The following is a 24541-nucleotide window of genomic DNA, read 5'->3' as shown; positions in this document are numbered from 1 at the left end:
TTGAAGTCATACGGCGTACCGAGCAAGAATTTCAAGTTCTCCCCAAACGCTGGGTAGTAGAAAGAACATTTGGGTGGTTGAACCAGTACCATCGTCTTAGTAAAGATTATGAGCGTCTCCCAGAAATGAGCGAAGCAGCCATATATGCTGTTATGACTAGAATTATGCTACGTCGTCTTGTCGTCTAAAGATTTACTTTATAAATAATCTCTTAATACGCTACTAAAAAGTAAAAATTCAAAGCAAGATTATTTCTTTTGCTTTCTGGCTATTGATTTAAATCTCACTATAAGAGGTTGTTTGAAAAGTGGTTAGCTGTGATTTTAGACATTTATTGATTCCCCCTAGCCCCCTTAAAAAAGGGGGAATTAGAATCAAATGTCCCCCTTTTTAAGGGGAGCCACTGCGTTGCGGGGGTTCCCACGGCAGTCCGTTCAAGTCGGGAAACCCGCCCACACGGCTGCCTCCCCGTTGTAGCAAGTGTCATCGGCAATGCCCGACTTGTAGACGCTTCTGCGGCTTCCCGCAGGGTAGCATGTGGCGTGCATAATAGGGGAGCTAAAACTATTTGATGCATCATTAGAGACTTTTCAAACATCCTCTCAGAATTTAGATGTAGTTTATTTATCTAAAAATTGCTATGGCTAAATTTCTCTATGTCTTTGGACTTACGTATTTTAACTAATTCCAAAGTCCTGTTTATCGCGCAGAATATAGCAATGTAGATTTTTGTTGCAACTACCGGAGTGGGAAATATTTCAGTTATGAAAATTTCTAAAATGCTCCTGTCAATCAGGCGGGTTTAATTCTAAATAATTTAATATTATACCAATTTGAAAATTGATAGCGACAGATAGAAAGCTGAAAAGCCGATCTAGTAAATATTGCACAATCACGCCACTTGCTACCCTGCGAGTTCGCGTTAGCGTTTCCCCAGGAGAAGAGGGTTTCCGCAAGGGGTAACTCTTTGAAGTTCGCTTGGAGGAAAACCTTACCAAGAGTTCTGATTCACCGCACAGCGCTGGCTCGACAACCTCCGCAATGTAGTGGCTCCAAAATGATATTAGTTGTTAGGCTGAAGCTTCTGTGTGGACATAACAGGACATATATGCAATCTACTAAAACTCAGGCTGCTTTAAACGACATACAGGCTGAATTATTGGCAAATAAGCCTGTGTCGCAAGCACAATTAAACCATCAAGATTGGATTACTCGACTGGTTAATAGTCTCAGTATCAGTAAAAAGATTGCTTGGGGGTATGGGTTAGCTTTGGGTGTTGCGGTAGTAGGAACAGCAACTGGATTTGTGGTGGGAGATTACTACCAGCAACAAGCGTTTATACAAAAACAACAAGAATTAAAAAAAATTCAGCTAGTTAATACTCTAGAAACAACTTTACTCCAAGTACAAGCGCATCAACATAAGCTGATTTTATTAAGTGATAAAAAATTGTTACAGCAAGAGTATTTCCATCTACTGGAACATACCACTGAACTTAACCAAATATGGTCTGAAGTCAAGGCTTATACAAGTGGTAAAGATTACGATCGCAACAATCACACTAAAAACTTACCTCAGTTTATTAAAAGCTATCCAGGTGTACCAGAAGTATACACGCAGCAGATAACGGCATTACTAAAGCAAATTAACTTCTCTAATTTTCAACCAAAGACTATTTCCGCATTCCAAAAACAATTGTTAGATTTTACGAACAGTTCTACATATATTAGGTTGCATCAAGCTTCAGACGCTCTAGAAGAAGTAGTTAATTCTTCTTACAAAGATTTAGAAAAAGCAGAGACTGCTTTATTAAATGCAGAGAAATTGCGAGAAAGGATTATTCTGGGCAGTATGCTCTTGTCAGTAGCGATCGCTTGCTTGTTGGCAAGTTACACTAGTGTAGCGATCGCTCATCCACTACGAGTTTTAACTAATATTGCCCAAAAAGTCACCCAGGAATCTAACTTCGATTTGCAAGTACCTGTAACCACAACTGATGAAGTAGGTGTGCTTGCAACTTCTCTCAATCAACTGATTCAACGGGTAAATACCTTGCTAGCAGAGCAAAAAGCTGAAGCATCTCAGCAGTTGATTCAAAGTGAGAAAATGTCCAGCCTCGGACAGATGCTTGCAGGGGTAGCACATGAAATCAACAATCCAATCAATTTTATCTACGGCAATCTCCAACATACCAGCATTTATTTCCAGGATCTCTTAACCTTAATTGATGCTTACCAAGAAAAAGTTAAAGATGACGATCTTCTGGCTTTAGCTGAGGAAATCGACTTAGAATTTTTGCGAGAAGATTTACCCAAAGTATTACAATCTATTGAATTAGGGGCTACCCGCGCGAAAGACATTGTTTTGAGTTTGAAAAACTTTTCTCGTTTAGATGAAAGCGAAGTTCATCTAGTAGATATTCATGACTGTATTGATAGTACTTTGCTCATTCTTAATAACCGGATTAAAAAAGATATTAATATTGTTAAATACTATAATGAATTGCCGAATATAGAAGGTTATGCCGGTTCGCTTTATCAAGTATTCATGAATATTTTAAGCAATGCCATAGATGCTTTAGAAGAACAAGGCGAAACACCAGAAGCTAAAAAAATTATTATTACTACACAACGTTTAGCAGAAAATTGGGTAGAAATAAAAATTACCGATAACGGCTCTGGTATCTCTCCAGAATATCAGGCAAAAATATTTGAAACTTTCTTTACTACTAAACCTGTGGGTGTAGGCACTGGTTTAGGTTTATCGATTAGCTATCAAATTGTGGTAGAAAAACATCATGGTAAATTAACCTGCGAATCTGAGCTTGGTGAAGGTACTACATTTGCGATCGCTTTACCCATCGAATACTCTGTGAGTGACACATCCGCTCCATATCCTATACTAGCTTGTAGGATCTCTTGACCAAAATCTATATCAATCATGAGTTATGAGTCAAAAACTCTTGTACCATTGACTTTGGACTGTGTATCTCAATTCTCATGAACATTGCAATCATAGGTTGTGGCTACGTTGGTTATGCTGTTGCTCAATATTGGCAGCAAAAAATGACTTTTTTAGTTACTGCTACTACAACTACTCCTGAGCGTGTCCTTATGCTAGAAGCAGTAGCCCAAAAAGTTGTAGTAGTCCAAGGAAATGACCCAGAAAAACTTAAATCTGTATTGCAAAATAAAGACACTGTACTGTTGAGCGTTGCTCCTAAAGAACGCAAATTTTATCAAGAAACATATCTAGATACTGCTAAAAATGTAGTTAAAGTTTTACAGGATGTACCCAGTGTTAAACAAATAATATACACAGGTAGTTATTCAGTTTATGGCGACCAAGATGGTGCATGGGTAGATGAAACAATGCCAGTTGTACCTGGCTATGCTAATGGAGAAATTCTCAAAGCAACCGAGGAAGTTTTACTAACAGCATCTAGTAAAAATCTCCGCGTTTGTATTTTAAGATTGGGTGGAATTTACGGCCCGAATCGGGAATTAGTGAAAATATTTGGTGCAGCTCCTGGTACAACTCGTCCTGGTAATGGTGAAGATATCACGAATTGGATTCATTTAGATGATATTGTTGGGGCTATAGACTTTGTTCGGCAACACCACTTGCAAGGAATTTATAATTTAGTGGATGATGCCCATCTTTCCAATAAAGAATTACTTAACACGTTGTTTGAAAAACATAATTTACCTAAAGTTTCCTGGGATAGCTCTATTAAAAATCACCGTCCATATAATGCCAAAGTATCAAATCAAAAGATAAAAGATGCTGGCTACAAGTTAATTCATCCACAAATCCTTTTTTAGCAGTTATTGATAATTTGGAATATGCAAACATCTCATACAGCATCTCCTACTCAGTTTTACACTTGGCAGAATTACCGCTGTGCTTATGAAATATCCCAACCAAATAATTCCATATCTGAAGTTCCTTTACTTTTAATTCATCCAATTGGTGTGGGTTTATCGCGGCAATTTTGGCAGCGCTTTTGCGGGGAATGGCATACAAAAGGTTATCGCAATCCAATTTACAATCCGGATTTGCTGGGATGCGGTGAAAGCGATATGCCCCATGTAGCTTATAATCCCAAGGATTGGGCAAACCAGTTGCATTACTTTTTACAAACAGTAATAAAGAAACCTGCGATCGCAGTAGTACAAGGTGCTTTATTACCAGTTGCATTGGAGTTAGTCCAAAAAGAAGCGAATTTAATTACCGGATTAATACTAGCTGGGCCGCCAGCTTGGGCTGTAATTACTAAAAAAGCACCGAAATTGCAGCAAAAATTTCTTTGGAATCTTTTAGATTCGCCTTTTGGTAATGCTTTTTATCGCTATGCACGCACCCCCAATTTTTTGCGGTCTTTCTCAACTCGTCAACTCTTTGCCTCAGAAAATACTGTCGATGCAGAATGGTTAAATACTTTGGTAAAAGGTGCAGAAAATATCGCCAATCGCTATGCAGTGTTTTCTTTTTTATCTGGGTTTTGGCGACAGGATTATAGTAGTTTGATTGCCTCTATCAAACAGCCAACACTGGTAGTTGTAGGAGAAACAGCATCGAGTATCAGCCAAGAAGGCAAACAAGAAACACCCGATGAACGCTTGGCTGATTACCTTGCCTATTTGCCTCAAGGTCGTGGAATTAAATTACCAGGGCGAAATGTTTTACCCTACGAATCAACTACTGAATTTGTAACAGCGATCGCACCATTTATCAACGAGTTTTCGTAATTAGGAATCTGTTTCTAGTGGCGGCTGAAGTTCCAGTTTACTGAGAGATGAACGAGCGATCGCATTACTTTTAACTTTTGGAGTTTCTTAGCAGTAATTGACAACCACATGAGAATGGGTTTGGATTTTCTATCCGTTCGTCCACAAGCACCTCAATCGCCAGCTTACTGTTATAGATTAATTCGTCGTAATCCATCAATGCATTCCACTTAATCTTGCCGGTTGGGAAGCCTAATTCTATAGCGGCATCATATATTAACTCCTGCCACTTGTAAACCTCTGGGTTTCGTGATTTGCAGTAATCGAGAATGGCGATTAATGCACCAGGTTTAGTAACCCGTAAAATTTCCTCAAGGGCGCGGACTGGGTTGGCAACAACACAAAGGGTAAAGCCCGACACTGCTGCATCAAAGCTATTATCAGGAAAATCAAGGTTTTCCAGATCCGTCACTTTAAGAGTAATGTCTGCGGACACATGCTTTTTACGGGCTTCATCCAGCATTTTCTCTGAAAGATCGATACCTACAACATGGACTCCTTCAGGATAGGCTGGAAAATTAAGACCTGTTCCGGCAGCAGCATCCAGTACAATTTGTCCTGGCTGAAGCTGCAAGGAAGCAATCAGCGGTTTGCGATCGATATTCCAGTAACGCAGCATAATCGATTCATAATCCGCTGCTCCCCGATCGTAGGTCTCAATTATCTTAGCTAGTTGCATACACTTCCTAAACAATAGAATTACTTAGTTGTAATTATTTTTGCAAAAGTTGAGCTGGTTATAACTACTAAAGTGCAATCTGCGATCGCTTCCTCTAACGAAATTACTCCTTCCTCGACCAACATCATGGTGACTGTGGCAGCAAACATTTTACCAACAGACGCAATTACCTGTGCGTAAGTCCTGAATCTATTTCTAGCGGCGGTTGCAGTTCTAACACGCTTACAGATCAACAGAAATATCCAGCAATCTGTTTAGCGATCGCATCCGGTCGGGAAATTTTATCTAAATTGCAAAATAGAATTACAGTAATCTTGTCACGAAGAGGGTGTAGGGAATATTCCTTTTTCATGCATGGTGATGAAAATTTTTTCATCGGGACTGCCTTCTGCCTTCTGCCTTCTACTTACAAGGTAAATTCAGCTGCATTATCTTCATCGATGCCTGCATCTTTACCTGCTGTAGTAGGTTTAAATTTAGAGTCATGAATTAGTTCGCTAAATGCCAGCCCTGGATTTTGATAGAGAATATTCAGCACACTAATAAAATCGCGGACGATTTCTCCAGGTGTTAGCAACGCTTCAGCACCCAAACGATTCACAATTTCTTTGACAAAATCTTGTAACTCACGATTTGTCAAAATCTTTTCATAACCAAAATTCAGCCCATGAATCTCAGTTAAGCGTTGTAAAAGCGTCAAAATTTCTGCTTCACTCAACGGGTTAAGCCGAATTACTGGCCCCATATACTCTTGCACGCCAGCTTGGGTGACAAAACGGCTTTCTTTTGTACGTCTTCGCCAAGCTTGGTCTGCAAAAAGTCCTCGATTTGGGTCTTCTAAAAATTTAGTTGTACCGCCGATAAAAATGCCAAGATGCTCTGCTTTGCATTGCATCGTATCGTTAAACATTGCTAAAAGTCTGTGATAATTTTTCTCACGAGTGACTGTAGGAGTTATTTGGTACAAATTAATAGCTTCATCAACTAAAATTAATAGTCCCTTATAACCAATCTCAGCTACAAATTTAGCTATTAACTTGATGTAATCGTACCAACTATCATCATCAATAATGACACGCACTCCTAAAGCTGTTCTGGCTTCAGTTTTAGTAGCAAATTCACCCCGTAGCCAACGCATTGCCGCATTCTTTAATTCATCATCATCTAAACGATAACCGCGCCAATAAGCAATAATCACATTGCCAAAATCAAAACCATGAACTAAGTCTTCAATATATTGAACTACTTCTCTAATTTTTGCTTCAACTTGGTCATCAAAACCATCGTCATTCGGACGCAGGCTAGATTCTTTTACTACTTCTTGTTGGATTTTATTAATCCACCCCTCTAAAATTGAAACTAAAGCGCCACCATCAGGACGAGTTTTTGTAGCCAGATGGCTCATTAATTCTCGATAGGTTGCTAAACCTTCATGATTGCTTCCTGCAAGTCGGCGTTCGGAAGATAAATCAGCATCAGCTACTACAAAACCTTCCTCCATAGCGCGGTTGCGAATCATTTGTAGTATGAAGCTTTTACCCGAACCATAGTTACCAATTATAAACCGAAATGCGGCTACACCTTCTGCAATGTCATCAAGATTTTGTGATAGGCTTTTAAGTTCTTGTTCCCGACCAACTGCTATATGTTCTACTCCGACTCTGGGTACTACTCCTGCGCTTAGGGAATTGATTAAAGCAGTGGAAATTTTTTTCGAGATTTTGAGCTTTGCCATGTAATTCACTTAACCGAATTTTCAATGCAGAGGCAGACAACTAGTTAGTAATATGCCTAATTATTAATAATTTTACAATTTATCATCATAATTTAATTGGATGAGGCATATCTAGCCATTAAGTCTTCATACATATCAAGCATTTTTTTGACATTGATTATGTGCTCTTGATAAACTTTTGGAACTTCTACACTCGGCTCAATTATTAATTCACCAATAGTATCGCTGGCACATTCGTTGATTGAGTCAATTAATAGATTCGGCATTGTAATATGTGCCTCAGCAATTTGTTTAATGACTGCATTGGTATTATCTTGCGCGACTACTGCTTTTAATACCTGGATTTCATGTCCTGGTAGTTTTTCGAGAAAGTTAGCCCATTCTTCGGGTAAGTTTTCAGATTTATCGACTGTAGTATCTATTGAAGTTATGGGTTCAACTAATTCCGCAAAAGGAAACAACTCAACTTCATCTGCTAAAGTAGTTTCAAGTAAAGTTTCTTGATTGAGTATTTCTGTTTGTTGCAGTAAGTCCCAAACTTGATTTTGCAACAAGTCGCGTTCTTCTTGTAATAATGAGACTTCCCCTTGTAACTGCTGTAACTGAATTTTTTGTTCTCCTAGTTGGCTATTTAAAGAATTTAGACTAGCCGCTGTATTACTATTTTCAATTTTTGTAGCAGTGAGTAATTGATTTTGTTGATTAAGCTCAGTTTCCAAATTTTGAAGTGTCATTCGCAGTTCGTACAGTTTTTCTTCAAGTTGGGGTTTGAGTCTGCCTAATAAAGTTAAATTACTTTCTAGTTCTTGTTTTTCTTGCCGGAGTCCGCAAATTTGATTTTGTAACTGAGTAATTTCTGAACGGGAAGCATTATAATGCAATTCTAAGCGACGTTTTTCTACGTTTAAGTTAGAAAATGAGTTATTCAGTTCGGATTTTTGATTTTCTAGAGTACGTACTTCAGCTTTTAGGTTGATAGATTCAACTTCTAATTGCTTTTTCTGACTAGCAAAATTTCCTAACTCTCTATGAAGACTATCTCTTTGATTGCGGCATTCTAATATCTGATTTTGTAGTTGCTTGGACTCTGCGTACAATAAATTGCGCTGGTCTTCTATTTGGTTAATTTCTTTAACAATACGAGACTTTAACCCTTCCATTTCCTTAATTCGCTTGCGGAGCGAACTTAAAACTAGCATTTCATAATTTCTACGTCGTTTGTCTACAAAAAATGCTGCTGTATAGGTAGCAATTACAGTCACGACACCTGTGAGAAAGGAGCGATTAAAATCCCAGTTAGGAACGAGAGTAAGACCAAAACTCACACTAAAGGCAATTATGCCTAAGATAAATCGATTACTTACCATCACTGTTTGCATATTGCTTGTTTTTAGCGTAGTTAAGTTATCAGGATTGTTAGTTCTTAAGGTCATTACTCCTCACATTGTTGTTGCGATATCCCCGTTTGTAAATATTTGTCCATAATATTTTATGTAACTCATCAAAAAGTGCGATCGCCTGCTTACCAATCTAATTTGATAATTCAGCGTTAGATGTATTTTTATTTACCTTAGACAGTGCTAAATCTGCTTTTAAAAAATCAACAAACTGGCGTGCTGTACGTCCAGAACGACCGTTGTGGCGAGTTGCCCACTGTAAAGCTTGATATTCTAAATCTTCTTCACTAATATTAATTTTGGCTTGGGCAGCTAAATGCTTAACTATTTTTAAGTAAGTTTTTTGATCGGCCGCATCAAAAGTTAAAGTTAGACCAAAGCGATCGCTAAACGAAAGTTTCTCCTGCATCGTATCCCAAGCATGGACTTCTTCGTTATTTTTGGGAGTGGGTCTGTCTGCAAAAAACTCCCGAATCAAATGCCGACGATTGGAGGTAGCGTACACTACTACATTTTGTGGTCGTGCTGTTAAATTACCTTCTAAAACTACTTTTAGTGCTTTAAAAGCATCGTCATCTTCTTCAAAAGACAGGTCATCAACAAAGATAATAAATTTCTGTGGTATGCCCCGCAGCTGTTCTACGATTTTTGGTAAATCTTTTAAGTCAGATTTTGTCACTTCTAATAAACGGAGGTTATCGCCGACATCAGCATACTCGTTCAACAAAGCTTTTACCAAAGAAGATTTTCCCGATCCCCGACTACCGTAAAGTAATACGTGCAGTGCCGTCTCTCCTGATAATAAAAACTCTGTATTTTTTAACAAAGCATCTCGCTGAGACTCGTAACCCACAAGCGCGTTTAGCTTCACTGGGTCGGCATAGCGAATGCCAATAAACTCCCCAGCTTGCCAACGCAAAGCGCGATATTCTGCAAATAAACCCGTGCCAAATTGCTGATAGTAAGCTGCTAACTCTTCTACAGCATCAGCCCAATGTTCTAAATGTTGTAAAAACAGAGTTTTTTCTGTGCCTACTCCATTTTGTTCTTGATACCATACAACAGGTGAAACGGGCAAATGAGCTACATTTTGTACCCACTCGCTTAAACACGCGCTACTACATTCATAGACACTTTGCAACAGTTGTAAATCGTGCTGAACGGCTGCTATTAAAGCAGGCGGTAAATCCTGAAATTCTCTTTGTTGAGCAAGCCGACTAAAAGGATTCTCATTTTTAAGAATTTGAGTAATTAAATATTCCTCCCAATTTTGATTTCTAGCAGCCAAAGCGTGGAAGTAGTTGCCATAGGCTTGGAGGCAACCCCGTGCATCGGCATCAGCGTAACGTATAGCTTGCAACAAATCCAAAAATGCCACTCCTACTTCGCTGTGGAGGACAGATTGGTAAAGTAAAAGTGAAGCTGCTTGACGCTGGAGGAATTGAATTTGGGTATAGGATGAACTACTTGCTGCTGGCATTGCTTGATTATCCATCAATCAATTGGGTGATGTAGCTAAACAGCTATGGTAAATTGTCTGCCGACCCTGGCAGTAAAATCAAAATCTACATAGGTTTTAACAATGAATTTAAGTATAATCGCTGCCCTCAGCTACGGCATCTTAGCGATTGTTGGCGGCATCATTGGCTACATTCAAGCCAATAGTAAAGTTTCGCTCTTAAGTGGTAGTATTAGCGGTTTATTACTAATTATTGCGGCTTACTGTCAATTTCAAGGACAAGGTTGGGCTTTGATTTTAGCAGCTTTCATTACTGCTGTCTTAGTGGTGGTGTTTGCATTTAGATTAGCTAAAACCCGCAAGTTTATGCCTGCGGGGTTGATGACTATTTTGGGTATGCTGGCACTGGCAGTCATGGTAAATCAATTTGTCATGAAAAAGTGACAATTATCCTCCTTTGGTTTTGACACAATTATGGCTTTTATCACCCTAAATCATTATATATAGTACATGTATATTACCGTATTGATTTTATATATTGATAGGGAGTGCAAGGGCAGAGGAGCTGGGGAAGGTGGGAGAGCAAGCAAGGCTTGGCGGTCAAAGGGAAATGGGTAATGGGAAAAGGAATTAAGTAAGTCAGTGCAATAAAATAAAACTATGTGAAGAAAAGTAAATAAGGCTCAAACTCTTTCTCCCCCTGCTTTATCTCAACAATAATTATTTACGCCGACCTACTTAAATAAACTTCTCCCCCTTTCCTTTTAACCTTTACCCCTTATCCTTTTTCTCCTGACTACTGACAACTGACTCTTGGAAAGACAAGAGTTAATCGCGTCTCGACGACAACTGACAATTGACTCAGCACAACCAAGGCATAAATTATGCATATTTGAACAAAAAGAAATTAATTATTATTTGCTTAAAATATCCGGTTTTTTTCAATTTGTAATGATAAATAAAAATAATATTGCATTTTGTTTACACATACAGGACTCATATTTGATTTTTGAAATACACGTAGTAGCGTGACAATACTAAAATGTTGCAAAAAAAATTGTAGTAGCACGGCAAGCTTAAAATGTTAGGTTCAAAAAACCTAGAAAAATGAAAATCCAATCATGATGATTGCTCAAACCAATAAATTAAGCTGGCCGCGCTTGTAGGTTGGGTTGAGCAACGCGAAACCCAACCTACACTAATACACTATTTTAGCCTTGCCACACCACTATATATACTTAGATTTTTTCATAAATCAAATCGGATTTCTATAGCGCTCAACAGTCAACCTTGGTCAATGTGCAATTTCAAAGCGTAACAGCTTAGACTTGCTAGGTTCTGGCTACTGAGCTAATTATGTAAAATTTGTATCATAAGTTAATTTGCTAATGTTCTCTATTCTCTAAAAATCCGGATAGCTGACTCCAACAAAATATTGACTAAAAAGCTTTGAAACTATGCAAGTAAGTAACTAGATAATTTTAAAGATTTGATAGTGAGAACAATATAACTTAAAGCAAAAATAAAGCTTATATTGCCATTTTGGCAGGATTTTGTCTGCGAAATAAGATATTAATAAAGGTGAGCGATCGCTATTGTTATTTGCACAGTTCTTGCTGTCTACCGAAACTGCTAAAGCTAAATCAATCCAGATATTAGGTGATTTTCAAGAGCAATTTTAGGAAGTAGGACATAATACATGTTATTACCATTGTCTTCTCACAACGTTCTCCAGTATCTACAAGATGTAGGTCTGTGCAGTTCAGAAAATGGATCGTCAGATGCATCTGAGTTGCCAGAAAATAGCAATAAGAATTTAAATTTACTGGTGACGACAGGTAATAGCAAACTGCTGGTTAAACAAAAACGTAGTGTTGAACGTGATGGAATTCCTCATGAATTTTTTAATGAGTGGCTGTTTCAGCAATTGCTTCAGCAGTTTCCAGTTTTAGGTAACATTTCTGCGATCGCACCTTTAATAAAGCATTTTGACGAGGAAAATTCTATCCTTGTCCGCAATTACTTCAGCGAATATGTGGAATTAGGCAAATTCTATCGCCATCAAGATATTTTTCCGACAGAAATTGCCACTGCTATTGGCACTACATTAGCAGGACTACATCGTGCTACCTTCCAACGCCGAGAATATCGTGATTTTATGTCCGCCGCTCCCGAAGGACAGTTTAGGTATAATTTTTACAATCCCGCCCAAGGAGTAGAATCAATTAGCCCCGAAATTTTTGGTATAGTTCCTACGGAGGCGTTAAAATTCTACGTTCTTTATCAGCGTTATGAGAGTCTAGAATCAGCGATCGCAGATTTAGCTTATGAATGGCAACCTTGCTGCTTGACTCACAACGACTTAAAATTAAACAATATTTTAATTCATTCGCGTTGGCATCAATTAGATGATTGCTTGGTGCGATTGATTGATTGGGAAGCTTGTAGCTGGGGAGATCCAGCTTTTGATTTAGGGACTCTACTAGCAAGCTATTTAGAAATTTGGCTTAAGAGCCTTGTGGTAGACTCTTCTATTGAGTTAGAAGAATCTTTGCATTTAGCGATGACACCACTAGAAGTTATTCAACCTTCATTACTGGCTTTGATTAGAGCATATCTGAATGCTTTTCCGATGATTTTGGATTACCGTAGTGACTTTCTGGTACGAGTTATCCAGTTTGCGGGACTGACACTGATTCACCAAATTCAAGAAACGATTAAATGTCGCAAACACTTTGATAATGCTGACATTTATATGATTCAGGTTGCTAAAAATTTCCTCACTATACCTGAGCAATCGATAATGAATGTTTTCGGCATTTGTGAGTCAGAAATTGTGAGTCCTGTGGCTAAAAATCATCTACTTCTTCAGCCGCAAAAAGAGCAGCAGTTAGTTCGGCTTTATTACGAAAAAACTCGCCTGCGTGGTTGTTAACAAGAAATATCAAAATCCTATTTGAATTTTGATGTCATCTTAATTAATGCTTGGTTGCATATCTAAGTCATCGATATCCAGTTTTTAATTCTCAGTTTTGAGTTCTGAATTGAATAATGCTAGATTCTTCTACCAATACCCTGTTAAATTCCCTGTTCGATATTGCTAACAATATCCAGATTGAGCCAAATTTTTGTATTCACCATCCTAGTTATCAACCTTTTTCTCTGCCAACTAAGGTAGCTGAAAGATTTCAGCAAAATTCTACCGCCCTTCAACATAAATATTTGACTCTATTACTGCGAAATTTTCTGCATGGAATCTATTACAATGGTTCCCTGCAAAGCGTTTTAGCTGTTGAAAATGAGCCGAATAATATCTCAATCTGCCAAAATCTAGAAAACAATTCTATTTTGGAAATTGATTGGAAATTTTACGAGCAATTGCACGCCAGCAATCACGGTAAAGGTTATTTTGACCCTAGTTGGCAGGTGTTGCGCCAAGAACCTGATGGTAGTATGGCAGTAACTAAAGATGGTTTGACGTTATACATTGAGCCAGATTGCCATCTCAAATCGAGTACAAAATCGGCGAAAGCTGGTGAATCAGTGGCTATTTGGATGCCTAAAAACCGACTGCAAAATGGCTTTTATCTAGCATTGAGTAATATCGGACAGGAAAAGCAGAGTACCCCAGACACCGATCTAGGTACGGGAAGAATCTATTTTAATTTCACTGCATCTGGTGCGATCGCGCTGATGGATAGTTTGACGCAGCAACTAAATGCAGCTGCCATTCCTTTTACATTTCAAGTTCTTTACAATCCCTGTGCATACGGACGCTATGACTCAGGGTTACTCTATTTTGAACGTGATGACTATCCAGCTATCCATAAAATACTTCAGGCTGTGTATACAGAACATCAAGCTTATTTTCAAGCGGAAATTCCTTTGTTCACCAAGTTTTTAGCACCTGGGCTAGGTTTAGCGGAAGAACCAACCCAAAAATTTGCAGCAAGAGAAAGTTTTGGTATGAACCGCTGTCAAATTGTTGCTAATGCTTTGTTAGAAGCTTGGGAAAAAGGTAAGAATGCAATTGAAGAACGGATGAAAATAATCGATCGCCATTTTGCACGGCACTTAATTGATTTGCAGCGCCCTTACCTCAATCCCAGTTCTGAAGATATATATTACCCTTTGAAGTGAGAAATTTTGTTTTTACAGTAAAATTGATTCAGAGAGCAGGCTTTGGGCTTGCTCTTTTTACATTTTTAATTTTAAAAAATGTCTTTTACTTACAATCGCATCGTTCGGTTTCAAGATACCGATGCTGCTGGAGTAGTTTATTTTGCTAATGTTTTAGGGATTTGTCATGAAGCTTATGAAGAATCTCTGAGAGCATCAGGTATTAATCTCAAAGCTTTTTTTACTCATCCATCTGTAGGTTTTCCGATTATTCATGCTAATGTAGATTTTTTCCGCCCGATGTTTTGTGGGGATAATTTGGCAATTAGTTTGATTCCCCAAAAATTAGGTGTTGATAAGTTTGAATTAAGTTACGAGATTGCAGTTGCAGATGTGGTTGTTGCTAAGGCAATTACTAGACATGTTTGTATTGATGCGAGTAGTAGAAATAAGCAGGAATTGCCTGGGGAAATTATTCAATGGTTGGAAACGAACCGCAGAGACGCAGAGGGCGCAGAGAGAAGAAAGTCAAGAGAGATTTTGTAAGTTAACTTAAATTAAATACCATTTTTGTGGGGGAGCCACTGCGTTACGCGGGTGAAAAACTTTGTATTAAAGCAAGTAGGGGTGGGCTAAATGCCCACCCTATTTTTTATTGATTCAACAAATGAATGACTTGTTCAAGTCGCAACTTAGCTTTGTACAAGTTCATTAACTGTGATTGCTCGTAACGCTCTGGGTAGCTCATCATACGCCCTTCCATTGTGATACGAATTAAAGCTGATTGCTCGTCTGTAGGGATTCCTATTTCATCTAGTGCAGAAGCAAAGTATTGCAAGTTAGCAAAACTAGGTGGTTTTAAACCCCTGTGTTCCTGCATCTGTTGAAGTGCTAAGTATGGAAACGCCATCAAGGATGTGATGAATGAAGTTTTGTAACCTGGATTGCCAGTTGGCTTGATGCCATATCTACGGCATAAGTTGCGTAATTCCTGGATGGTTTTGATTTCAAGTTCAGAACGCGTAAACATAGAATAGAATTACCTCTTGATAAAAGTGGTATCGGTGGGTAACAAGTTTTCCAGGCTCTGATACCCACCGATTAAAATCTAATCATTCGTACACACTTGATTCAAGCTTAATTTATATTTCTCTACAATGCCTAATCCGAAAGGAACTCCTGAAAACTTAGAACCAATTAAATCTAATAGAGAAGAGCAATTAACAACGACCCTTAGTTTTCGTGTCACCGAAAAGATGAAGGAAGATGTGAAAGCACTAGACGACCCTCCGGAATTTTGCCGTCAAGCAATTCAGAAAGCATTGGATGAAAAGAAGGCAAAAGATAAGTAAGTTTTAAATATTAGTTTGATAATGCGATCGCCCGTACATTTGAGACTCATGAAAAGGGGCGATCGCTTTTATATTTTGATACCGTCTAAAATATACAATTAAGGCAGGTTTGAGCGTTTTAACGTAAATAAGCAAGCAAAATGGCGAAGTATGCATTGCTGATTGGGGTCAGTGAATATCAATCTTCAGAGATAAATCCGTTAGATGGTGTTGTTAAAGATATCGAAGCAATGCAGCGCGTTTTACAAAACTCAGAGATTGGCGGGTTTGATGAAGTCAAGTTTTTGCTGAATCCAGATTCCATCACCATGCAATCAGAAATCGAGCAGTTGTTCATGGAGAAATGTCAAAAAGATGACATAGTAATGCTCTATTTTTCTGGACATGGCTACAGACATGAAGATGGGAATCTATTTTTTATCACCCATAACACGCAAATCAACCCTCAAGGTTTACCGAGAATTGCAACAGCAGTAGATGCCAAGTTTATTCACGAACGTTACATGAGTCGCAGTAAATCCCAGCGACAGGTGCTAATTCTTGACTGCTGCTTTAGCGGAGCATTTGCTGAAAGCATGGGCGCAAAAAAACTTGTTGCTCTAAATATTAATGATGAAATTGCTCAACAATTAGGCGATGAAGGTAGAGCTGTGTTAACTTCCTCAACAGCCACACAGCAATCTTTTGAAGATTCAGGAGGTGGAGTTTACACCCGCTATTTGATTGAAGGTCTGGAAACGGGGGTCGCTGACACTGACAACGATGGTGTAATTACAGTAGATGAACTGCATAAATATGCCAAGCGCAAAGTGCAGGAAGCAAAACCAGCGATGAAGCCGGAAATCTTTGCAGTTAGGGAAGGTTACACAATTCGTATAGCGAAAGCACAAGTTGGCGATCCCCAGTTAGAGTATCGCAAGGAAGTAGAGGGATGTATCAGGAATGGTCGTGTCTCAGTTGTGGGACGTAGGGTTCTTAATCGTAGACAAAGGGAATTGGGATTACAGCCTGAAGTTGCGGTAGCGATAGAAGAGGAAGTTTTAAAACCATTTCGAGAGTTTGAGGAAAGCTTACGAGAATATGAACAAGCACTGGCTGAGGCTTCGGAAGAGGAGCCAATTCTCAGTGATGGAACCCGTGAAGATTTAAAACGATTCCAACAAATTCTTAAACTTCGAGATGAGGATATTGCACCCATACACCAACGCTTGATTTCTCCTCAACCTACCTCAACAACCGATACCATTCTTCAGAAACCAACATCGACACCCACACCTCGACAAACATCACCAGACGGAGATGACCTCAGTTCAGAAAAAGGTATAGACTACACCAAGTTGCGGGACTTACTGAAAGCAGGACAGTGGAAACAAGCAGATTATGAAACTTATCTGGTGATGCTTCAGGTTGTGGGGCGTGAGAAAGATGACTGGATTAGGGAGAAAGAACTATTAAACTTTCCTTGTACTGACCTCCGGACAATTGACCACTTATGGGTAAAATACAGCAATGGACGCTTTGGCTTCAGCGTTCAAAAAGAAATTTACTTGAGCGTTGGTGGCAAGCCAGATGGCAAGTATGATGAAGAAGCTTGGGAAAAGTTAGGCGATCGCGTCGGATGGAGGAATGGTATTACCTGGATTGACTATGATAAAGTCACTTTTGAGACGTCTGCACCTAGTGGGCACCTCCCTGCAAATGGTGGGGGTAGGGGAGTGGTGAGTAGGGTCTCTTCTCTCACATCGAGACTTGTAAAGTGTAACATTTAAGGCTTTTTGAAGTTTATAAATATTTATTACAGCCTTATTTTCAACGAAATAATCAACATTTCATAGATCCGATACCTAGCACTGAGGGCTGATAGAGTTCGCCTCAATAAATTTTTCTGCTATCTCATGCACTTTCGCACTTAAGGCGTAATAGAAACTTCTTGAGTCTTCGCTAACTCTTGACGCAGTGATTCTAAAAATAAAGCGTCGTTTGTAATATCTGAAGCTTCATCCTCATCCAAAACTTCCGTCTGAAGACGCTCTTGGTATGCTTTAACCCGATAGTCAAGAGCTTCGATGATAAATCTGATTGCTTTGGGTGATAAATTCACAACCTTACTCCTATGTTAACTTACTTTGTAACACAGTCCACCAATGAGACAAAGTGCAGCTTTATACTCTTCCATTCGCATTGTATAGCTCGGTTCCCATGACCAATGATTACCGTAATCATTAACTATCTTTAATGAACTAGGAATTTCAGTACCCTGCTCCAACTTCCACCAATTATTCCCTGTGTTGGCACAGAGTATCCTAGAAATAAAATCTCAATCAGCTTATATCATGACAACACACGATGAAACCATTGCCAAGATTCGCCTTCTTCCAGAATCTCTGGTTCAAGAGGTCAATGATTTCATAGACTTCCTTGTTTGGAAATCTAGCAGTAAAGATTCTTCATCATGGCTTCAGTTTAATGAATCTTTAGAACTGCTTGAGTCAGACTTTACTGACTATTTGTCTAACTTAGAAGATTATGAGAATCGCTTGGCTCGTGGGGAAATTCAGTGGTAGAAATTACACGAGGAGATGTAGTTCTGTGCGATCTAAATCCAGTGGTGGGTACAGAACAAGCAGGTATCAGACCTGTTGTCATTCTACAGATTGACCAAGCAAATGCCGTCAGCCCTCATACAATCATTGCACCGTTTACTTCTAAAATTCGACGCGCTCTTTTGCCATCTCATGTATTTGTACCTGCTGGAGTCGGCGGATTGACTCAAGATTCTGTAATACTTTGCGAACAAATTCGAGCCATTGATAAATCAAGAATTATCAGAGTTATTGGTCATCTAGATGATGATTATTTAGTGCAATTAGTATCCGCCTTGTGTACAATCCTTGGCTTGTAGTGGTCAAGCAATAGCCACGCCAGTAGTGTGCGTCCTGCATTGTGAATGCAGCGACTTGCATTGTAAATGCGGAAGCGGCCTTGTGAATGCATCGACTTGCATTGTAAATGCGGAAGCGGCCTTGTGAATGCATCGACTTGCATTGTGAATGCGGAGGCGGCCTTGCGAATGCAGCGATTTGCATTGTGAATGCATCGACTTGCATTGCATAAATTATCTAAAAATTCCTTCTTACTGTTAACCTATTTGTGACATTGGGTACATTAAATATATACTTTACTACGGTATAAGCTATGCCTACCCAAGATACAACACGCCGTTTGCGCCTTCAAACAATTAGTCAAGATGTTACTTCATTCCACGGTTTGCAAACCATTAGCACCTACGACACAACCCGTGCTGATGCCTCTGCTAAGAATTTACAGCAAGCTTATCAGGCTATGTTGGCGCAGCAACAAGCTGAAACCGAGAAACTAGCTTTATACCGTGCTGCCATTGATGCTGCGCGATTAGCAGAATGGGAATTTCACAATGCTGTATTAGCGATGAAAGAAGTAGTACGCGGACAATATGGATCGGATAGCGATCAAGCCCAAGCGATTGGACTGAAGAAAAAATCAAACCGCAAGCGTCCCAGTCGCAAAAAGTCAGTTGCCGTTGCAAGTTAATCTACTCAACTATTGAGTTTACGTAGAGCGATCGCATTTCCCTTACTTTCAATACAAATCTTGTCGCCTGGAAGAAAGATAAGCAAAATTCGTTTGCGTGCAAGATTAACCGCGACTTCTAGTCGTTAGTGCTAAATAAGAATTCCGTAGCTATTTGCTGTAGCTGCTGGCGGTTGATTTTACCTTGAGAGTTACGGGGTAAAGTTGGCAGAGGAATCCAGTGTTTAGGAATTTTGAATTTGCTGAGTTTGTCTTTGAGTACAGATTGAATTTCAAGTGTCGAAGTATTAGAGTTTTTCGGAACATAAAGGGCTGTTAACGCTTGTCCCCAATATTTATCTGATACGCCAATCACACAAATATCAGCAATCATTTGAGTTTCTCGGATTGCTGATTCAATTTCTGCTGGGTAGATGTTTTCCCCGCCTGTGATAATTTTTTCACTACTACGTCCAACTATGTTTAAGTAACCTTGTTCGTCGAAAAAGCCTAGATCGTCTACTTGAAAATAATTGCGATCGCTCCAAGTGTGAGGATAGTAGCCAAGAGCTAGAGATTTAGTTTCAATAGTAATATTGCCTGTTTGATTTGAATCCAAACCCTCGCCTTGCCGATCGCAAATTTTTATTTGGGCATGAGGAAGAATTTGACCGCTGTTAATTTTACCATTGAGAAAATCATCAGGTTTAAGGGTGGCAATTTGAGAAGCGGTTTCTGTCATGCCATAAGTTGGTGCTAGTCGAATGCTATGAAATCTGGCTTTTTCTAGCAGTTCAGACCAAGCCGGCGCACCTCCTAAAAGTACAGTTGCGAATTGAGTTAGCCACTCAGTTAATTGGGGATTTTGTAATAGTCGTTGTAATTGGGTTGGGACTAAAGATATAAAAAATTCTGAGGGATTAATATTGTATATTTGTCCAGATTCTACTGTTTTGAATGGCAAAATAGCTAGTTGACCACCAGTAGCAAATGAACGCATAAATTGCATTAAACCGCTAACGTGATACAGCGGCAACACGCAAAAAGAATTGACTTGCTTTATCTGAAAATATTCTGTAAATCCTCGTACAGATGCCATGAGAGTTTCCCAAGTGTGCATGGCAAACTTAATTTGCCCCGATGAACCACCAGTGGGAATCATTATGAGTGCTGAGTGCTGAGTTGAGTGCTGAGTGCTGAGTGCTGAGTGCTGAGTGCTGAGTTGAGTGCTGAGTGCTGAATGAGGATGAGGGGGATGAGGAGGATTAGGAAGATGAAAGTGTCCCCATTTCCTCGTGTCCCCATTTCCCCGTGTCCCCCTTCGGGTTCGGAAGTTTGGACTCGACGGAAACCGCCAAGACTCCAACTTCCTCACCGCGTCTTCTTCCCTCATTCCCCAAACTATGTCTGGTTGTACTAAATCAAACACTTGTTGCCATTCTTGTTTTCCCCAGTCGGGATTACAAAGAAAAACTGGACAATTAGCAGCACAAGCAGCGATGAAACCTGCTAAAAATCTCTCTGGTTCGCGTTCGGCTAAGATAATTTTTAGTGTTGATTTATATGTTAATAACTGCGTTAGTTCTAAATATAATTCTTGGGCTAGCTCTTTAAATTGACAGTTGTTGCAACCGATTAGCCGATCGTCTCGAACGCAATTATTGAGATAGTCTAAAGGTCTTTCCATAGACTTTGTAGCCAGATTTCTTCTTGTTCAAAAAAATGATTAATGCCGAAACCAATCGCCCTTTTGTGTTGGGATAATTCCGCTGCTAGTTGCAATGCGGCTTGTCTACCAATGGCGGTTTCAAACACGGATGAAAAGACAGCATCAATTTTGTGCTGTTGGCAAAACTTTCGCAGACGAGATGGCGAACCTAATATCCCAGGTTTGATCACGAAAATATCTCGCCAACCTTGTTGAAAGCAGTACTCTAGTTGTTTGAGTGTGGCGACAGACTCATCTAAAGCTATGGGAGTCGCATAACACATATTCAATTCCAACATTTCCTGCAATCGATCGACAGGTAGCGGTTGTTCGATAAATTCAATTTCTGGGGATGATTCTTGATTTGCCCTGAGATTGTCGCAAGTCCACAGCCATAAGTTAGCCTCTTCATAGCTGAGTCCGCCGTTTGCATCTAATCGCAGTTTGGCAGAAGTTGGTAAGGCGTGCGTCAGTAACTCAAAAATTTTCAGTTCGTGCGCGATCGCATTTACACCAATTTTCCATTTAAACGTGCGATATCCCTGCTGCCATAGCGTTTGCCATTGTTCTAACGCCGCCTCTCCAGCTGGCAATAAGCCGCTGTAAGTAGAGACGCGATTAATCGCGTCTGTACAAGAGTCCCTACTGCCCAATCCCTCTAACGCCGATTCAAAGCCAAATTGACAAGCGCTTAACTTATCTGGGATGGAGAAAATTGTTTCGACTGTGATTTCTTCGGGGAGTTGGCGACAAAAATCTAAGGCTTGTTCTAAAGTTTCGGAACCAAACCAACTAATCGGGGCAATTTCTCCCCAACCGCTACCTACTTCATCGCTAAGGCTAAGAATAATCCCTTCGCGGATATCCCAGATACCGTGGCTAGTAGCTAGCGATCGCACAAACCTCCGCCGATAAGGACGAAATTTAAATTTGTAAGTCACTCCGCGAAAATTATAGCTAACGTAGAGACGCGATTAATCGCGTCTGTACAAGAGTCTGTTGTTTGTATTTTCCTATTGACCACTGACCACTGACCACTGACTAAATCATGAATCCCAAGCCAAATAATAAGCAACTCCAAAAATGCACTTTGACGGCGATGAATTTACAATTACTGACTTTTTCTGGCTGGTGATGATTTTGTTGGACGTGGCGGCATAACTTGAAGGCATAAGGTAAACTTAGCCAACTTAGCAACGTCCACACTGGGAAAATTCCGCACAGTACAAACAGTAGAGTCAGGGGAAAAATACTGCCTGTAAACCAAGTCAGGAGTTGAGAACCTTTCGCTGTACCCAAACGGACGATAGGCGATCGCTTGCCTGCGGCTATGTCATCCTTGACTTGGTGAAAGTGCGAACAAAACAAAATTAAACTTGTGGGAATACCCACAATTACTGAGGCTGCTAAACTCGTCATTGACCAAGTTTGAGTTTGGCTGTAATATGCTGCCGTCACTACTAAAGGCCCAAAGGCAAAAAAGCAAAGAATTTCGCCTAAACCCTGGTATCCTAAACGAAAGGGAGGCCCTTGATAAATGTAACCTAAACCACAGGCCACTAAAACTATCCCGAACACGGTTGGATCTTGTTGCCAAATTGCGATCGCTAGTATTTCTGATAAACCTGCAATTAAACACAAATTTCCTAACCAAAATATTAATTGCTTATTGCCAGTCAAGTTCACCAGAGAATGATGTTTATTTTTATCAATTCCTGTTTCGGAATCAAAGACATCATTGCTAATATTTTCCCACGCTAGAATTAAAATTGCCCCTACTAAGAAAGTACAAAATACCGTTACATCAAAAACTTTTTTCTCTGCAAAAGCTAACGCTGTTCCTACCCAAACGGGCATAATCGCAACGCTATACATCGGCGGTTTAATTGCCGCCATCCATAGTTTAATTTTAGGTTGTGAAATTTGCGCTTGTGTCATCTGTCTTAATTATTTAAACTAACAGAACTATTACCCCAATTCCTTTTTGCTGAGTTAGGAGTAATATAACCCAGCTTTCGTCAGAGAATTTAGCAAGGCAAAAGTTTCATTTTTATTTATTAAACGAATAATTTGCTTACTTCATAGCTTGTGTGCTTATTGAAAGTACTTCTTACACATTCTCAGCTATGTTTTTGGCTAGTTGACCTCCTACTAGTAGCACTTACTCTCTGGCGGCAACCGAAAACCAAGTATGACTGGTTAGCGTTTGAGAACACCACAAATAAAGCAAACTATACTCTGGTGAAATGGTAACTGAATATGCTACCTGTAGAAATACGACCACGTTTAATTACACTTTAGGAAGATAACTTAAAAAAAGTTTACTATTGCTAGATCCATGACAGTTTCACCATGTCGCAGCAACTTCTTTGTCAAACACAAAGACTTATACCAATTTCTGTTATCCGTTCAGAAAAATTGCCTCAAAAATGATTGTAGGCAAATTGTAAGTATTTCCCTAAATATTGACTGGGTAGACCCTTTAGTTGTATTAGAGAAACTTACGCAAGCAAATGAAATAAATTTTTACTTTGAGAACAAAGAAAAAGGAGAAGCGATCGCGGCCATTGATGCTATAGCAAAATTACAAATTGATGGGCAAGAGCGTTTTACTCAAGCTGAGTATTTTATCAAATCTTGTCTAAAAAATATAATTAATTTTGGTAACGATAATCAACCTTTTGCTGGTTCTCACTTTTTTTGTTACTTTAGCTTTTTCGACCGAAATATCCAAACAAATTACCCATTTCCATCTGCCACCATTTTTCTCCCCCGTTGGCAAATAACTGTCAAAAACCAGCATTGTATATTAGTAAATAATATAATTATCAATGCGAGGGTAAATGTTCAAAAAATAGTCCAAAATTTGCAAAATAAACTCAAACTTATAGAGTCTTTAGAATATTATCCTGCAAAGTTTGATTTGGCAGCAAATTTTAGCAAAAAACCTGTCACTAGTTCTACACACTTTAAAAGTTCAGTTGTATCTGCCCTAGAAAAAATTGGGTCTAGTCATTTAAGTAAGATTGTGCTGGCAGATGCATTGGATGTCAGGTCAAGCAATCGTTTTAACTTATTTAAATCCTTAGATAATCTCCGGCAAATACATCCTAATTGTTATATTTTTTCTACAAGTAATGGTAAAGGACAAAGCTTCATCGGAGCTAGTCCAGAACGATTAATTAGTATTCACAGCCAACAGTTAATTACCGATGCGTTAGCTGGTTCTGCACCGCGAGGTAAAACGCCTGCGGAAGATGCGGCTAATGCTAATCGCTTGCTTGAAAGTGAAAAAGAAAGGCACGAACATTTGTTAGTGATTGATTTCATTACTCAACGTCTATCTCAGTTAGGCTTATTGCCCCAAGTATTAGCACCCCGTTTGAGACAATTATCAAATATCCAACATTTATGGACACCAATTAGCGCCATAGTTCCAGCTAACGTACACCCGTTAAAAATTGTCTCACAACTGCATCCTACACCGGCAGTTGCTGGCGCAGCTAGAGATATTGCCTGTGCAGAAATTCGTCGTTACGAAAGTTTTGAGAGGGGTTTATATGCTGCACCTCTTGGTTGGATAGATTCTCACGGTAACTGCGAGTTTATTGTTGGCATTCGTTCAGCATTGATAGATGGCGATCGCGCCAGATTGTATGCTGGTGCTGGTATCGTTGCTGGTTCCGATCCCGATCGAGAGTTTGCAGAAGTGCAACTTAAACTTCAAGCATTACTTAAAGCATTAGTATAAA

Annotated in this window: 25 protein-coding genes; 14 read left to right on the top strand and 11 right to left on the bottom strand. The window is 39.4% G+C overall.

Annotation, left to right across the window (positions count from 1 at the left end):
• The 4 genes from I8752_RS21745 to I8752_RS21730 form a co-directional block, all read left to right on the top strand.
• A partial coding sequence (locus I8752_RS21745; RefSeq protein ID WP_214434363.1) for a transposase occupies positions 1–188 on the top strand: 188 nt, incomplete at its 5' end.
• 920 nt (positions 189–1108) lie between these two features.
• The gene (locus I8752_RS21740) at positions 1109–2923 is read left to right on the top strand and encodes a sensor histidine kinase (protein WP_214434362.1); all 1815 of its coding nucleotides are present in this window, start codon (positions 1109–1111) and stop codon (positions 2921–2923) included.
• Positions 2924–3000: 77 nt separating this feature from the next.
• Complete coding sequence (locus I8752_RS21735) at positions 3001–3825, top strand: SDR family oxidoreductase (protein ID WP_214434361.1); 825 nt, start codon at positions 3001–3003, stop codon at positions 3823–3825.
• 21 nt (positions 3826–3846) lie between these two features.
• Positions 3847–4752, top strand: coding sequence for an alpha/beta fold hydrolase (locus tag I8752_RS21730; RefSeq protein WP_214434360.1), 906 nt, complete (start codon positions 3847–3849; stop codon positions 4750–4752).
• A gap of 70 nt (positions 4753–4822) precedes the next feature.
• Here I8752_RS21730 and I8752_RS21725 read toward each other — a convergent pair whose 3' ends face one another.
• The 5 genes from I8752_RS21725 to I8752_RS21710 form a co-directional block, all read right to left on the bottom strand.
• On the bottom strand, positions 4823–5470 hold the full coding sequence (locus I8752_RS21725; RefSeq protein WP_214434359.1) for a class I SAM-dependent methyltransferase: 648 nt from the start codon (positions 5468–5470) through the stop codon (positions 4823–4825).
• A gap of 229 nt (positions 5471–5699) precedes the next feature.
• A complete protein-coding gene (locus tag I8752_RS37545; protein ID WP_225895827.1) occupies positions 5700–5846 on the bottom strand; it encodes a hypothetical protein in 147 nt (48 codons plus the stop codon).
• Between the two features lie 30 nt (positions 5847–5876).
• Positions 5877–7205, bottom strand: coding sequence for an ATP-binding protein (locus I8752_RS21720; RefSeq protein WP_214434358.1), 1329 nt, complete (start codon positions 7203–7205; stop codon positions 5877–5879).
• 92 nt (positions 7206–7297) lie between these two features.
• Positions 7298–8638 carry a tellurite resistance TerB C-terminal domain-containing protein gene (locus I8752_RS21715; RefSeq protein ID WP_225895826.1) on the bottom strand — a complete coding sequence of 447 codons (1341 nt, stop codon included), beginning with the start codon at positions 8636–8638 and terminating at the stop codon, positions 7298–7300.
• Between the two features lie 97 nt (positions 8639–8735).
• Positions 8736–10097: an ATP-binding protein gene (locus tag I8752_RS21710; protein ID WP_214434357.1), complete on the bottom strand. Its 1362-nt coding sequence runs from the start codon at positions 10095–10097 to the stop codon at positions 8736–8738.
• Positions 10098–10184: 87 nt separating this feature from the next.
• Between I8752_RS21710 and I8752_RS21705 the strand changes: the two genes are divergently transcribed.
• The 4 genes from I8752_RS21705 (at position 10185) to I8752_RS21690 (ending at position 14726) form a co-directional block, all read left to right on the top strand.
• The gene (locus I8752_RS21705) at positions 10185–10505 is read left to right on the top strand and encodes a TMEM14 family protein (RefSeq protein WP_214434356.1); all 321 of its coding nucleotides are present in this window, start codon (positions 10185–10187) and stop codon (positions 10503–10505) included.
• A gap of 1255 nt (positions 10506–11760) precedes the next feature.
• Entirely contained in the window at positions 11761–12996 is a 1236-nt protein-coding gene (locus I8752_RS21700) for a phosphotransferase family protein (protein ID WP_214434355.1), read from the top strand.
• Between the two features lie 116 nt (positions 12997–13112).
• Entirely contained in the window at positions 13113–14201 is a 1089-nt protein-coding gene (locus tag I8752_RS21695; protein ID WP_214434354.1) for a T3SS effector HopA1 family protein, read from the top strand.
• A 78-nt stretch (positions 14202–14279) separates the two neighbouring features.
• On the top strand, positions 14280–14726 hold the full coding sequence (locus I8752_RS21690; RefSeq protein ID WP_214434353.1) for an acyl-CoA thioesterase: 447 nt from the start codon (positions 14280–14282) through the stop codon (positions 14724–14726).
• A 106-nt stretch (positions 14727–14832) separates the two neighbouring features.
• Here I8752_RS21690 and I8752_RS21685 read toward each other — a convergent pair whose 3' ends face one another.
• Positions 14833–15210 (bottom strand): hypothetical protein, encoded by a 378-nt coding sequence (locus I8752_RS21685; RefSeq protein WP_214434352.1) that lies wholly within the window; start codon positions 15208–15210, stop codon positions 14833–14835.
• Between the two features lie 127 nt (positions 15211–15337).
• Here I8752_RS21685 and I8752_RS21680 point away from each other — a divergent pair, with 127 nt between their 5' ends.
• On the top strand, positions 15338–15532 hold the full coding sequence (locus I8752_RS21680) for a hypothetical protein (RefSeq protein ID WP_214434351.1): 195 nt from the start codon (positions 15338–15340) through the stop codon (positions 15530–15532).
• A 140-nt stretch (positions 15533–15672) separates the two neighbouring features.
• Complete coding sequence (locus tag I8752_RS38455; protein WP_318780879.1) at positions 15673–17301, top strand: caspase, EACC1-associated type; 1629 nt, start codon at positions 15673–15675, stop codon at positions 17299–17301.
• Positions 17302–17441: 140 nt separating this feature from the next.
• Here I8752_RS38455 and I8752_RS21670 read toward each other — a convergent pair whose 3' ends face one another.
• Both I8752_RS21670 and I8752_RS38965 read right to left on the bottom strand, forming a co-directional pair.
• The gene (locus I8752_RS21670) at positions 17442–17633 is read right to left on the bottom strand and encodes a hypothetical protein (protein ID WP_214434350.1); all 192 of its coding nucleotides are present in this window, start codon (positions 17631–17633) and stop codon (positions 17442–17444) included.
• A gap of 15 nt (positions 17634–17648) precedes the next feature.
• On the bottom strand, positions 17649–17834 hold the full coding sequence (locus I8752_RS38965) for a Tse2 family ADP-ribosyltransferase toxin (protein ID WP_449757751.1): 186 nt from the start codon (positions 17832–17834) through the stop codon (positions 17649–17651).
• Positions 17835–17865: 31 nt separating this feature from the next.
• On the opposite strand from I8752_RS38965, the gene I8752_RS21665 reads away from it, so the two are divergent.
• The 3 genes from I8752_RS21665 (at position 17866) to I8752_RS21655 (ending at position 19102) form a co-directional block, all read left to right on the top strand.
• Positions 17866–18096 (top strand): DUF2281 domain-containing protein, encoded by a 231-nt coding sequence (locus I8752_RS21665; RefSeq protein ID WP_214434349.1) that lies wholly within the window; start codon positions 17866–17868, stop codon positions 18094–18096.
• Positions 18090–18434 (top strand): type II toxin-antitoxin system PemK/MazF family toxin, encoded by a 345-nt coding sequence (locus I8752_RS21660; RefSeq protein WP_214434348.1) that lies wholly within the window; start codon positions 18090–18092, stop codon positions 18432–18434. Before I8752_RS21665 ends, I8752_RS21660 begins: the two co-directional genes overlap by 7 nt.
• Positions 18435–18727: 293 nt before the next feature.
• Positions 18728–19102 carry a hypothetical protein gene (locus I8752_RS21655; protein WP_214434347.1) on the top strand — a complete coding sequence of 125 codons (375 nt, stop codon included), beginning with the start codon at positions 18728–18730 and terminating at the stop codon, positions 19100–19102.
• A gap of 118 nt (positions 19103–19220) precedes the next feature.
• Here I8752_RS21655 and I8752_RS21650 read toward each other — a convergent pair whose 3' ends face one another.
• The 3 genes from I8752_RS21650 to menA all read right to left on the bottom strand — a co-directional run bounded on the left by I8752_RS21650 (position 19221) and on the right by menA (position 22727).
• On the bottom strand, positions 19221–20768 hold the full coding sequence (locus I8752_RS21650) for a 2-succinylbenzoate--CoA ligase (RefSeq protein ID WP_214434346.1): 1548 nt from the start codon (positions 20766–20768) through the stop codon (positions 19221–19223).
• Complete coding sequence (locus I8752_RS21645) at positions 20753–21730, bottom strand: o-succinylbenzoate synthase (protein ID WP_214434345.1); 978 nt, start codon at positions 21728–21730, stop codon at positions 20753–20755. The genes I8752_RS21650 and I8752_RS21645 overlap by 16 nt, the downstream gene beginning before the upstream one ends.
• A gap of 100 nt (positions 21731–21830) precedes the next feature.
• Entirely contained in the window at positions 21831–22727 is an 897-nt protein-coding gene (gene menA / locus I8752_RS21640) for a 2-carboxy-1,4-naphthoquinone phytyltransferase (RefSeq protein WP_214434344.1), read from the bottom strand.
• A 400-nt stretch (positions 22728–23127) separates the two neighbouring features.
• Between menA and I8752_RS21635 the strand changes: the two genes are divergently transcribed.
• Positions 23128–24540, top strand: a complete 1413-nt coding sequence (locus I8752_RS21635; protein ID WP_214434343.1) for an isochorismate synthase — start codon at positions 23128–23130, stop codon at positions 24538–24540.
• Position 24541: the final 1 nt, after the last annotated feature.

Origin of the sequence: Dendronalium phyllosphericum CENA369 (genome assembly GCF_016056275.1) — a bacterium.
Taxonomy (GTDB): Bacteria; Cyanobacteriota; Cyanobacteriia; order Cyanobacteriales; family Nostocaceae; genus Dendronalium; species Dendronalium phyllosphericum.
The sequence above is the reverse complement of the archived record's forward strand: the minus strand, read 5'-3'. Positions and strand labels throughout refer to the sequence as shown.

What these genes read in the sequence shown, in the direction of transcription:
- I8752_RS37545 (WP_225895827.1), bottom strand. Translation starts at nt 5,846, where the DNA reads ATGAAAAAATTTTCATCACCATGCATGAAAAAGGAATATTCCCTACAC.
- I8752_RS21680 (WP_214434351.1), top strand. Translation starts at nt 15,338, where the DNA reads ATGCCTAATCCGAAAGGAACTCCTGAAAACTTAGAACCAATTAAATCT.
- I8752_RS21650 (WP_214434346.1), bottom strand. Translation starts at nt 20,768, where the DNA reads ATGGAAAGACCTTTAGACTATCTCAATAATTGCGTTCGAGACGATCGG.
- I8752_RS21655 (WP_214434347.1), top strand. Translation starts at nt 18,728, where the DNA reads ATGCCTACCCAAGATACAACACGCCGTTTGCGCCTTCAAACAATTAGT.
- I8752_RS21715 (WP_225895826.1), bottom strand. Translation starts at nt 8,638, where the DNA reads ATGACCTTAAGAACTAACAATCCTGATAACTTAACTACGCTAAAAACA.
- I8752_RS21635 (WP_214434343.1), top strand. Translation starts at nt 23,128, where the DNA reads ATGACAGTTTCACCATGTCGCAGCAACTTCTTTGTCAAACACAAAGAC.
- I8752_RS21690 (WP_214434353.1), top strand. Translation starts at nt 14,280, where the DNA reads ATGTCTTTTACTTACAATCGCATCGTTCGGTTTCAAGATACCGATGCT.
- I8752_RS21700 (WP_214434355.1), top strand. Translation starts at nt 11,761, where the DNA reads ATGTTATTACCATTGTCTTCTCACAACGTTCTCCAGTATCTACAAGAT.
- I8752_RS21730 (WP_214434360.1), top strand. Translation starts at nt 3,847, where the DNA reads ATGCAAACATCTCATACAGCATCTCCTACTCAGTTTTACACTTGGCAG.
- I8752_RS21720 (WP_214434358.1), bottom strand. Translation starts at nt 7,205, where the DNA reads ATGGCAAAGCTCAAAATCTCGAAAAAAATTTCCACTGCTTTAATCAAT.
- I8752_RS21740 (WP_214434362.1), top strand. Translation starts at nt 1,109, where the DNA reads ATGCAATCTACTAAAACTCAGGCTGCTTTAAACGACATACAGGCTGAA.
- I8752_RS21735 (WP_214434361.1), top strand. Translation starts at nt 3,001, where the DNA reads ATGAACATTGCAATCATAGGTTGTGGCTACGTTGGTTATGCTGTTGCT.
- I8752_RS38455 (WP_318780879.1), top strand. Translation starts at nt 15,673, where the DNA reads ATGGCGAAGTATGCATTGCTGATTGGGGTCAGTGAATATCAATCTTCA.
- I8752_RS21705 (WP_214434356.1), top strand. Translation starts at nt 10,185, where the DNA reads ATGAATTTAAGTATAATCGCTGCCCTCAGCTACGGCATCTTAGCGATT.
- I8752_RS21695 (WP_214434354.1), top strand. Translation starts at nt 13,113, where the DNA reads ATGCTAGATTCTTCTACCAATACCCTGTTAAATTCCCTGTTCGATATT.
- menA (WP_214434344.1), bottom strand. Translation starts at nt 22,727, where the DNA reads ATGACACAAGCGCAAATTTCACAACCTAAAATTAAACTATGGATGGCG.
- I8752_RS21665 (WP_214434349.1), top strand. Translation starts at nt 17,866, where the DNA reads ATGACAACACACGATGAAACCATTGCCAAGATTCGCCTTCTTCCAGAA.
- I8752_RS21710 (WP_214434357.1), bottom strand. Translation starts at nt 10,097, where the DNA reads ATGGATAATCAAGCAATGCCAGCAGCAAGTAGTTCATCCTATACCCAA.
- I8752_RS21685 (WP_214434352.1), bottom strand. Translation starts at nt 15,210, where the DNA reads ATGTTTACGCGTTCTGAACTTGAAATCAAAACCATCCAGGAATTACGC.
- I8752_RS21725 (WP_214434359.1), bottom strand. Translation starts at nt 5,470, where the DNA reads ATGCAACTAGCTAAGATAATTGAGACCTACGATCGGGGAGCAGCGGAT.